Source organism: Fertoeibacter niger, from assembly GCF_009380135.2.
Lineage (GTDB): Bacteria > Pseudomonadota > Alphaproteobacteria > Rhodobacterales > Rhodobacteraceae > Fertoeibacter > Fertoeibacter niger.
In genome coordinates this window covers 265,630-274,875 of record NZ_WHUT02000008.1, presented here as the reverse complement: position 1 = coordinate 274,875, position 9,246 = coordinate 265,630, and the positions used below count along the sequence as shown (strand labels likewise).

10 protein-coding genes are annotated in these 9,246 nt (G+C 62.1%); 5 read left to right on the top strand and 5 right to left on the bottom strand.

What is annotated here, in order from left to right; translation table 11 throughout:
* On the bottom strand, positions 1-279 hold a 279-nt coding region (locus tag GEU84_RS20970; RefSeq protein ID WP_217438582.1), incomplete at its 3' end, for a hypothetical protein.
* 84 nt (positions 280-363) lie between these two features.
* A complete protein-coding gene (locus GEU84_RS14840) occupies positions 364-816 on the bottom strand; it encodes an RrF2 family transcriptional regulator (RefSeq protein ID WP_174539897.1) in 453 nt (150 codons plus the stop codon).
* 395 nt (positions 817-1,211) lie between these two features.
* Here GEU84_RS14840 and GEU84_RS14835 point away from each other — a divergent pair, with 395 nt between their 5' ends.
* From GEU84_RS14835 to GEU84_RS14825, 3 genes are read left to right on the top strand one after another with little or no spacing between them, the layout of a single operon-like run.
* The gene (locus GEU84_RS14835) at positions 1,212-2,555 is read left to right on the top strand and encodes an NAD(P)/FAD-dependent oxidoreductase (protein ID WP_152827432.1); all 1,344 of its coding nucleotides are present in this window, start codon (positions 1,212-1,214) and stop codon (positions 2,553-2,555) included.
* 10 nt (positions 2,556-2,565) lie between these two features.
* Positions 2,566-2,919: a DUF5368 domain-containing protein gene (locus GEU84_RS14830; RefSeq protein WP_152827430.1), complete on the top strand. Its 354-nt coding sequence runs from the start codon at positions 2,566-2,568 to the stop codon at positions 2,917-2,919.
* A 58-nt stretch (positions 2,920-2,977) separates the two neighbouring features.
* Entirely contained in the window at positions 2,978-4,177 is a 1,200-nt protein-coding gene (locus tag GEU84_RS14825) for a TsoY family (seleno)protein (RefSeq protein ID WP_152827428.1), read from the top strand.
* A 43-nt stretch (positions 4,178-4,220) separates the two neighbouring features.
* Here GEU84_RS14825 and GEU84_RS14820 read toward each other — a convergent pair whose 3' ends face one another.
* Both GEU84_RS14820 and GEU84_RS14815 read right to left on the bottom strand, forming a co-directional pair.
* Positions 4,221-4,769, bottom strand: a complete 549-nt coding sequence (locus GEU84_RS14820) for a CIA30 family protein (RefSeq protein WP_241427706.1) — start codon at positions 4,767-4,769, stop codon at positions 4,221-4,223.
* 103 nt (positions 4,770-4,872) lie between these two features.
* Complete coding sequence (locus tag GEU84_RS14815) at positions 4,873-5,538, bottom strand: peroxiredoxin (protein WP_152827426.1); 666 nt, start codon at positions 5,536-5,538, stop codon at positions 4,873-4,875.
* A gap of 113 nt (positions 5,539-5,651) precedes the next feature.
* Here GEU84_RS14815 and GEU84_RS14810 point away from each other — a divergent pair, with 113 nt between their 5' ends.
* A complete protein-coding gene (locus tag GEU84_RS14810) occupies positions 5,652-6,563 on the top strand; it encodes a hydrogen peroxide-inducible genes activator (protein ID WP_152827424.1) in 912 nt (303 codons plus the stop codon).
* A gap of 205 nt (positions 6,564-6,768) precedes the next feature.
* Here the strand turns inward: GEU84_RS14810 and GEU84_RS14805 are convergent, their stop codons facing one another.
* Positions 6,769-7,326: a TetR/AcrR family transcriptional regulator gene (locus GEU84_RS14805; protein ID WP_152827422.1), complete on the bottom strand. Its 558-nt coding sequence runs from the start codon at positions 7,324-7,326 to the stop codon at positions 6,769-6,771.
* An 83-nt stretch (positions 7,327-7,409) separates the two neighbouring features.
* Here GEU84_RS14805 and GEU84_RS14800 point away from each other — a divergent pair, with 83 nt between their 5' ends.
* On the top strand, positions 7,410-8,933 hold the full coding sequence (locus tag GEU84_RS14800; protein WP_152827420.1) for an MFS transporter: 1,524 nt from the start codon (positions 7,410-7,412) through the stop codon (positions 8,931-8,933).
* Positions 8,934-9,246: the final 313 nt, after the last annotated feature.

The window sequence follows — 9,246 nt, the reverse complement described above, 5'->3', positions numbered from 1 at the left end:
GGCCACGAAAGCCGCACTCTGCCTGATGATCGCCGTCGCGACAGTTGCTGCGCTGATCCGCCGGCTGGGCGCACGACGGCGGCGACCAGACAGAGGCTGATCCCCCTTGCGCCAACCGGCGGGCTGATAGCCGTCACCGACATTGCGGATCCAGGCGCTTCCAGTGACTGCGTATCGGTCAGCGCCAGCACCGCCGCGACGCGTGGCCCGGGTGGCGATGTCGTCATCGCCCTGATTGATAGAGCGTGTGATGCTGCTGTCTTCGCTGTGTGGCCTCATGCGGCGGTGTCCCTTATCGGCCGCGCGGCGTAGCGGTTGGCAAACCGGTTCCAGAACCGCGCGCCTTTGTGGGTCACGTCAATGTCAGGCAAGGGCCGCCTCGGCACAACTGCGGCGCAAGCCGCCTGGCACCGCCAGAAGGGCCGCAAACCCGCAGTTGCCCTTGGTCAGATCCTCAAGCGTGACCGTGTCCAGCGCATGATGGAACGCTTCAACAGCGCGGGCGACGTAGCCGCGCAGGCGACAGGTTTCTGGCAAAGGGCAGGTGTTTGTTTCCGGGTCGAAGCACTCGGCAAAGGGCGTGCCAGACTCGGGCACGCGAAAACCGCTGCGACTGCGGAGCGTTTCTATGAACCCCTGCGCCTGCAGCGCGTTGACCACCTTGAGCAGATGGTTCAGCGAAGCTTTGCAGGATCGCGCGATTTGGGCTGGCCTTGTCCTTTGCACCGCCGTCCACGCCGAAGTGCCGAACAAACTGTTGACCATTCTGACCGCGCCCGAAGTGCAGACCCGGCTGATGGCGATGGTTCTGACCATGAACGCGATGGCGGCCGGGGCAGAGGCTGAAACGGCAGGCCAACCACCCCGGGATGCAAGCCCGCAAGGTTTGGTGAAAATGATGAGGAAAAGAGCGGCCTGTAGGTTCAGGTCTGCGCCATCTACCTGACCGGCAAGGGGGCGAACACGTCTGTGCTGCTGGAGGGCGCGACCGCCGCCGCATCCGATGCCATGGGGGCCGCAATCGTGGCGCCTGGCACCAGCGTGATGAGCTTTTGATGAACCCTTTCCTCCGGATTGGCCTCGGACGTCGGGGGCGCAACTCACAGCGACAGGCAGCGCAAAAATTCAAAACTTGGAATATGTTTGATCCAGATCAAAACACCGCCGCGAAACATGTGCGAGGAATTCAAGATATTCGAGGAGGAGAATCCATGACCCTGAAAGGTCTATCGACATCGCGCCGCGCATTTCTGGGCCTTGGCGTTGCAGGGCTGGCGGCAGCCAGCCTTGGCCTGCCCGCGCGTGCGGCGCGCGTGACGACAAAGGCGCGGATCGTCATCATCGGAGCGGGGGCTGCGGGCACCGCCCTGGTCAACCGCCTGGTCGAGCGGCTGGATGGGGCGGTGATCACCATCATCGACGCCCGTGCCGAGCATCTGTATCAGCCGGGGCTAAGTCTGGTTGCGGCGGGGCTGAAACCCGCGTCCTACACCGTGTCGCAGACCAGTGACTGGCTTCCGGCTGGCATCACACTGGTTTCCGAAAATGCCGCTGCCATTGATCCGATCACAAAGACCGTAGCAACCCCGGGCGGGCAATCCATCGCCTATGACTATCTGATCGTCGCGCCCGGCCTCGTTCTTGACCATGACGCCATCGAAGGCTTCTCGCTGGATATGGTCGGCCAGAATGGCATTGGTGCGTTGTATGCCGGGCCGCAATATGCCGCGAAAACCTGGGAGGCGGCGTCGAAATTCACGCAGGAAGGCGGCGTGGGTCTGTTCACGCGCCCGGGCACCGAGATGAAATGTGCTGGCGCGCCGTTGAAGCACACCTTCCTGATCGACGACATCGCAAGCCGGGGCGTCGGCGCGGGCAAATATGAAATCCACTACACCGCCCCGCAGCAGGCGTTGTTCTCTGTGCCCATCGTGCATGAAAAGTTGCGGATGCTGTTCGAGGAACGGGGTTTCAACAGCTATTACGGACGGGCGCTGAAATCGATCGATCCGGGCAGCAGACGCGCGACCTTTGTTGAAACCAAGGTCGATCCGGCCACCAAGGTCGAGACCAAGACCGACATCGAGATGCCCTACGACTATCTGCACGTCATCCCGCCACAGCGCGCGCCAGACGTGATCCGCCAGTCGGGCCTGTCCTGGGCCGACAAGTGGACGGATCAGGGCTGGGTCGAGGTCGACATGAAAACCCTTCGCCATTTGCGCTACCCCGACGTCTTTGCGCTTGGTGATGTGGCAGGCGTGCCCAAGGGCAAGACGGCGGCCAGTGTCAAATGGATGGTGCCGGTGGTGGAAGATCACCTGATCGCCGCCATCGAGGGCCGCGAGGGGACCGAGGCTTACGACGGCTATACCTCCTGCCCGATGATCACCCGGGTTGGTCGCGCGATGCTGATCGAGTTCGATTATCACAACAATCTTGTCCCCAGTTTTCCCGGTGTCATCGCCCCGCTGGAGGAGTTGTGGATCAGCTGGCTGATGAAGGAGGTGGCGCTGAAGGCCACCTACAACGCAATGCTGCGCGGCAAGGCATAGGGGAACCGCCATGAAAGAGCTGACATTCGGAACCCTGATCGCGGTGTTCGAGGAAATCTTTGGCCGGGGCCTGTTCTGGGCCATGGTCGCGGCGGCGGTGTTGGTAACGCTGGGATATATCTATGTGCTGGTGCGTGACCGCTCGGTGTCGTGGCGCAAGTTCCTGCTGGCGCAGGTGTCGATGCCTCTTGGCGCGGTGGCGGCGGTGCTTTTCGTGCAGGTGATGACCAACTCGCATCTGCGCGACGTTGGCGGGCCGGTCGATCTGATCGTGCTCTTGGGGGTGGCAGGACTGGGAGCCGTTGGCGCCGCCATCCTTATCTACACCGCGCAATCGCTGTTCTTCCGCAAGCCCAACCCCTGATCCACAGCGCGGCCCCACGATGTCGTTCAGGGGCCGCCCTTTTTAACAGGAGACTATGATGGCCAGACCAACTGATACATGGGGGCCGCAATACTTTCTCGCCTCGGTCGGGGCGGGGGGCCTGGCGGTCTCGTTCTTCTTGTGGCTTTACATGTGGGTGCCGCATCCGGGCCAGCAGGTGCCGGTGTTCGAGGATATTGCCAGCGCCTGGGGCAAGGGCGATCCGTTGCAGATGATCATGATCGCGGTTGCCATGACCGCGATTGCGGCAGCGGCCTTTGTGAACCTGAAACTGCTGATCTGGAACCTTGGCCGGTTTTCCTCGTTTCGACTTACCCCGGCATACGACCGGTTGCGCCAGACGAATGGCGAGGCGCAACTGACAGCCCTGCCGCTGGCGATCGCGATGGCGATCAACGTCGGCTTTGTTCTGGGGTTGGTGTTCGTGCCGGGGCTGTGGGGCGTGGTGGAATATCTGTTCCCGCTGGCGATTGCGGCGTTCCTTGTGACCGGGCTGCTGGCCTTGGCGCAACTGGGCACGTTTTATGGCCGGGTCTTTGGCACGGGCGGCTTTGACTGGGCAGGCAACAATTCCTTTTCGCAAGTGATGCCGGCCTTCGCGCTTGGCATGGTTGGTGTCGGACTGTCTGCGTCTGCGGCCATGTCGGCCAATCCGGTGACGGCGGGCGCGGCCATTGTGCTGGCGGTGGTGTTTCTGGTGATTTCGGCCTTGATCGCAATGTTGGCCGTGGTTCTGGGGCTGGTCTCGATGGCGCAGCATGGCACAAGCGTTGAAGGTGCGCCGTCCCTGACGATCATCGTGCCGTTGATGACGGTGCTGGGCATCCTGACCTTGCGCGTGACGCACGGGATGGGCGCGCATTTCGACGCCCACGCAGCGCCCGGTGACTATCTTTGGATGCTGTCCGCCTTTCTGGGCGTGCAAATCGCATTCCTGCTGTTCGGTGTGGCCGTGCTGAGGGCGCAGGGATATCTCGGTCGTTTTGTAACCGGACCCGAGGTATCGGCAGGCAGTTTCGGGCTGGTCTGCCCGGGCGTGGCGCTGGCTGTGATGCTGCAGTTTTTCATCAACAAGGGATTGGTCGGGGCCGGGCTGATCGACAAGTTCGGCACCGCTTACTGGGCCTTGTCCGCCCTCTCGGTTGCGGCGCAGATGAGTGCCGTCTGGATCGTGCTGGTCCTTTACCGCAAGCATTTCAGACCAGACCGGTCAGTGCCCGCGACAGCCGCCGAGTAGCACATTCCCAGCAAAAACCCGCGCGCCCTGCATGGGGCGCGCATCAGTAAAAGCCCACCTCACGCACGTCGATTTTGGCGGCATGGTTGCGACCGAAGGCCACGACGGCAACCGACCGAAGGCTGCTTTCACGCAGCACATCGCGCAGCATCACACCGGATGGCGCAAAAGCGGCAAACGGCAGACGCACCTCTGCCCACCCGTTGGTCACGTCAAAGCCCGCCTGATAGTATTGCCAGGGCAGGATCGTGCCACGGGTCCGCAGGTGCACGAAATAGGGCTGGTCATTGCCACGCACGATCAGGCGCACGCCAGTGGTGCCCTCGGGCGGGGATTCGCGCAGTTCCATCTGCATCTGGATGAAGCCGCCGTTGTTTTCCGTGCTGACACGGCCCGTCATGCGCGCAAATGCACCGTCAACGTCCCGAAGGAAAGTCACCTGCCCGCACGACACACCGCCCATCACAGTATCAGCGAAGAACCGCCACCGGGTTTCCGGCTGGATCTGAAAGTCTTCGATCATCGCCTCATCCGCAAGCAGCGGCCCAGCACCGCCCAAAGCAGGCATCGTCACCATGGCCGGTGGGTTCATCCCAGAACGCGGCAACAATGGGGGTGGTGGTCATCGCATGCTCCTTTTGGCTTGTGCGCCCGGCGGCAAGGGGGCCGGGCGCGTAGGGGGTTGTCGGGTGGGCTCAGAGCATCTTGGTGGTGAAATACCAGTCCACGGTGTTCAGGCCTTCGGCCATGCGCGCATCGGCCGCAGCGGAGGTCTGCGGTGTCGGCACGATCACAGGCTGGCCGGGATGCCAGTTTTCCGGGGTCGACACCTTGTGTTCGGCCGAGGTTTGCAAAGCCACTATCAGCCGGTGGAATTCATCCACCGAACGGCCATTGGTCATGGGGTAATAGACCATAGCCCGCAGCTTGCCTTCGGGGTCGATCACAAAGGTTGCGCGAACCGCCTGCGTATCCGACGCGCCCGGCATGATCATGCCATAGGCTTGCGCCACTTTCATGTCCAGATCGGCGATGATCGGGAAGGTGATGTCGACACCGAAGCTTTGCTTGATCGACCGCACCCAGGCAATGTGGGCGTAATGGCTGTCGATCGACAGACCCAGAAGTTCGGTGTTCAGGGCGGCGAAGTCATCGGCGCGCTTTGCAAAAGCGGTGAATTCAGTCGTGCAGACCGGCGTGAAATCGGCCGGATGCGAAAACAGGATCAGCCATTTCCCCTTGTAGTCCGACAGAGACTTCACGCCATGCGTGGTGAGCGCAGTGAAATCAGGTGCCGGTTCATTCATCCGGGGAAGGCCCGCCGGGGCTTGATGGGACGTGGTCGGGGTGATGGCGTTCATGGCATCCTCTTGGGGTTTGGTGTTGCGATGCGCCCGTGATACACCTGCTTTATAAATAGTATAAACTGATTGTTCGGCTTATAGTAATTGCTAAAATCTATTATACTACCCACATGACAACCCTGCGCCAGCTTCGCTTTCTTGTAGCCCTGTCCGAAACGCTGAACTTTTCGCGTGCGGCCGAGATCTGCCATGTGACCCAACCCACCCTTTCGGCAGGGCTGAAGGAACTGGAGGATCATCTTGGCGCACCTCTGGCCGAGCGATCAAAACGATCGGTGATGCTGACGCCGCTGGGGGCGGATATCGTGCGCCGCGCCCGGGTGGTCCTGAACGACATCGCCGATATCGAGGCGCTGGCCCATGCGCAGGCAGGCCATTTGCAGGGCGATCTGCGCCTGGGGGCCATTCCGACGGTGGGTCCGTTTCTGGTGCCTCGTGCGCTGCCCTTGTTGCGCAAGGCCTGGCCCGATCAACGCCTGTTCCTGCGCGAGGAGTTGACAGAGTCGCTGCTGGCGGGTCTTGCCGAGGGTCGGCTTGACCTTGTTCTGATTGCGCTGCCCCATGCGGTTGGCAACATCGCCACGGAACTGCTGTTCGAGGATGGCTATCAACTTGCCACGCCTGTTGGGCACCCCTTGTCGGGCTGCCCGGATGTGACCGGTGCCAAGCTGGCACAGGCCTCGCTGTTATTGCTGGAAAAAGGCCATTGTCTGCAACGTCACGCTCTGGAAGCCTATGCCGAGATGGGCACGCCGCCAGGCGACACCTTTGCCGCCACAAGCCTGCCCACCCTGATCTCGATGGTGGAAGAAAGCCTCGGCCTCACGCTTTTGCCGCAGCTTGCCGTTGATGCGGGTGTCGCGCGCGGCCATGCCATCGCACTTACGCCGCTACCCGGGGCATGCCCACGCCGGGTGGTCCTTGGCTGGCGAAAAACGTCGCCCCATGCGGAGCGCTTTCGCAAGATCGCCGCGTTGTTCCGTGATGCCCGTGCCAGCCTGGCCAAGGCGCCGCTTGGCTAGGCTGTTCGTGAGACGGCGGCGCCACCTCTCGCGAGCTTGAATTGCACGCGAACATTCGCCCTGCCCAGATCACGTGACCGCTTCCCGCAGCCGCAGATGTGCCCAGGTGGGTTTGCCAAGATCCGCAAAGAGGATGAAGGCGATCTGATGTTTGCCTTCATCGCCTGGCACCGCCACATCTGGGCGGTCTGCGGGCTCTGCGACGCTAGCCGAGGGCTGGGGTGCTTGGCGCTCTCAAACGCAGCAGGACTGCCTCGACATCGTCCAGCAGGTCTGTCCAGGCTCCCTCTTCATCAATCCCGTTGATGCGCATGAGAAAAAGACCCTCCACGGCCAGAAAGGCCACGCGCGCGGTTTGGGCATCCGGGCTTGATCCGGACAGGCGCGCGAATATGCCGTGATACCATTCGCGTGTTTCCTGAAGATTTGCCGGGTCTTCCAGATAGCTGACCAGCAACGCCGCCATCTTGGCGTTCATCGCCTGCTGCGAAACCCGCGTTGCCGCGATGTAGTGAAGGACGAAGCCGACCGGATCCGCCGCTGACTGTTCATTCAGCAGGGCGTCGAACTGGCTGGTCCAGCGGTCAATCAAAGCGCGCACAAGCGCGTCCTTGCTGGCAAAGGAATATTGCACCCCGCCCTTGGAAATGCCCGCCGCCTGTGCCAGCGCGCCGATGGTCAAGGCAGCGCCACCGCCGCTGCGCACGATCCCTTCGGCAAGATCCAGCAAGTTTTCGCGGCTGATCGTAGGTGCTCTGCCCATCTATCCCCCAAGATTCAGATCGCCATTGAATTCCATACGTATGTATTTATATCGGCGACAGCAACAGATTCGTCAGGTGAACCATGGCTATCCAAACCCCCGACCCGAAACGCTGGCTGGTGTTGCTGGCCGTCATGCTGGCATTCTTGCCTGTCGTGCTGGACATGACGATCCTGCATGTCGCAATGCCCACCCTGACACAGGCCCTGAACGCCTCGGGGACCGAGGTGCTGTGGATCATCGACATCTACCCCTTGCTGATGGCCGGGCTTCTGGTGCCGATGGGCACGTTGTCGGATCGGGTTGGCAACCGCAAGATCCTGCTGACCGGGTTGATCATTTTCGCTGCCGCGTCGGTCTTGGCAGCCTTTGCCCAAAGCGCGGCCACCCTGATCGGAGCCCGGGTATTGCTGGCGCTCGGGGGATCCATGATCATGCCCTGCGTTCTGGGCTTGATCCGCAAGACGTTCGAGGATGACGCCGAGCGCGCCATGGCACTGGGTCTTTGGGGCACGGTCGGGGCTGCGGGGGCTGCGGTCGGGCCGCTGGTTGGTGGCGCGCTTCTTGAACATTTCTGGTGGGGCTCGGTCTTTCTGATCAATGTGCCGGTCATGCTGGTTGTCGCACCGGTCTGTTGGTTTCTGCTGCCGCGCGCCGAGAAAACCACGCCGGGCAAATGGCCGATCGGTCAGGCATTGCTGCTGATCGCGGGGATGATCGCCGTTGTCTACGGCATCAAGGCCGGTTTCGGCGGCAAGCAATCCCTGGCGGTCACAGGCGTGGTGATTGCGTCTGGCATCGCGGTTCTGGCGCTGTTCGCGCATAAGCAACTTCATGCAGCCGAGCCGATGCTGGACCTTTCGCTGCTGTCACATCCTGCAATTGTCGCGGGCCTGATCATGGCGATTGTCGCCGCAGGATCGCTGGCGGGGGTAGAGCTGACGCTGGCGCAGGAACTGCAATATGTGCTGGGCAAGACGCCATTGCAGGCTGGCATTTTCATGGTGCCCATCATGGCTGCTGCCGCTGTGGGCGGGCCGGTTGCAGGCTATCTGTCCAATCGCTTCGGCCTGCGACTGGTCGCAAGCCTGTCGATGGCGATCGCATCGCTTGCATTGGCCTTGCTTGCGCAAAGCGATTTCAACAACCCGGGCTATCTGGTGCCGCTGGCGCTTGCGGTGCTGGGCCTGACGCTGAGCATCGGGCTGACGGCTTCGTCCATCGCCATCATGGGCGCGGTCGATGCCAGCAAGGGGGGTGCCGCCGGTTCGCTGGAGGCCACGGGATATGAGCTTGGCACCGGTCTGGGCATAACCTTGTTCGGTGTCTTCCTGTCGGGGGTGTTTCGTCGCGCGGTCGAGTTGCCCGACGGTCTGACGCCTGATCTGGCCGCCGAGGCCGCCCAAACCATCGGCGACACCTATATCGTTGCGACCCGGCTTGGCGGCGCGCAGGGCGAGGCACTGATCGCGGCTGGCAAGGCCGCCTTTACGCAGGCCCATGCCGTGCTGCTGACAACCTCGTCCGCAGTCATCATGGTGTTGGCGGTGGTGGTGTTCATCGCGCTTGCGCGACACCGCGCATCAGCCGCGACTTCGCACCATTGATCGCTGCCGGCCCAAGGCATTGTGCAAAGGTTCTGCGCCAAGCAACGCCTTGAGACAGAACGCCTGACCATGGCTGCGCTGAGCGCGCCACGCGCTTTGGGCAGAAGCCATTGGGCACCGGCTTGCCAGAAACACCCAGGTTCCCATGTCCGTCGGGCAGAACTCGGCCACCAGCACGCTGGAGGGTGGACCCCGGTGCGTCTTTGATACAATGGCCTGACACCCTCATTCTGTGCAGCTCAACCAGACCGTGACACACCTATTGAGGATGATCTCTTTCAAGGGCTGCGCGACACCGACGCTTGGGCTGCGG

Coding starts and splice junctions, on each gene's coding strand:
- GEU84_RS14840 (WP_174539897.1), bottom strand. CDS start 816: ATGGTCAGAACCATCGCCATCAGCCGGGTCTGCACTTCGGGCGCGGTC.
- GEU84_RS14835 (WP_152827432.1), top strand. CDS start 1,212: ATGACCCTGAAAGGTCTATCGACATCGCGCCGCGCATTTCTGGGCCTT.
- GEU84_RS14830 (WP_152827430.1), top strand. CDS start 2,566: ATGAAAGAGCTGACATTCGGAACCCTGATCGCGGTGTTCGAGGAAATC.
- GEU84_RS14825 (WP_152827428.1), top strand. CDS start 2,978: ATGGCCAGACCAACTGATACATGGGGGCCGCAATACTTTCTCGCCTCG.
- GEU84_RS14820 (WP_241427706.1), bottom strand. CDS start 4,769: ATGAACCCACCGGCCATGGTGACGATGCCTGCTTTGGGCGGTGCTGGG.
- GEU84_RS14815 (WP_152827426.1), bottom strand. CDS start 5,538: ATGAACGCCATCACCCCGACCACGTCCCATCAAGCCCCGGCGGGCCTT.
- GEU84_RS14810 (WP_152827424.1), top strand. CDS start 5,652: ATGACAACCCTGCGCCAGCTTCGCTTTCTTGTAGCCCTGTCCGAAACG.
- GEU84_RS14805 (WP_152827422.1), bottom strand. CDS start 7,326: ATGGGCAGAGCACCTACGATCAGCCGCGAAAACTTGCTGGATCTTGCC.
- GEU84_RS14800 (WP_152827420.1), top strand. CDS start 7,410: ATGGCTATCCAAACCCCCGACCCGAAACGCTGGCTGGTGTTGCTGGCC.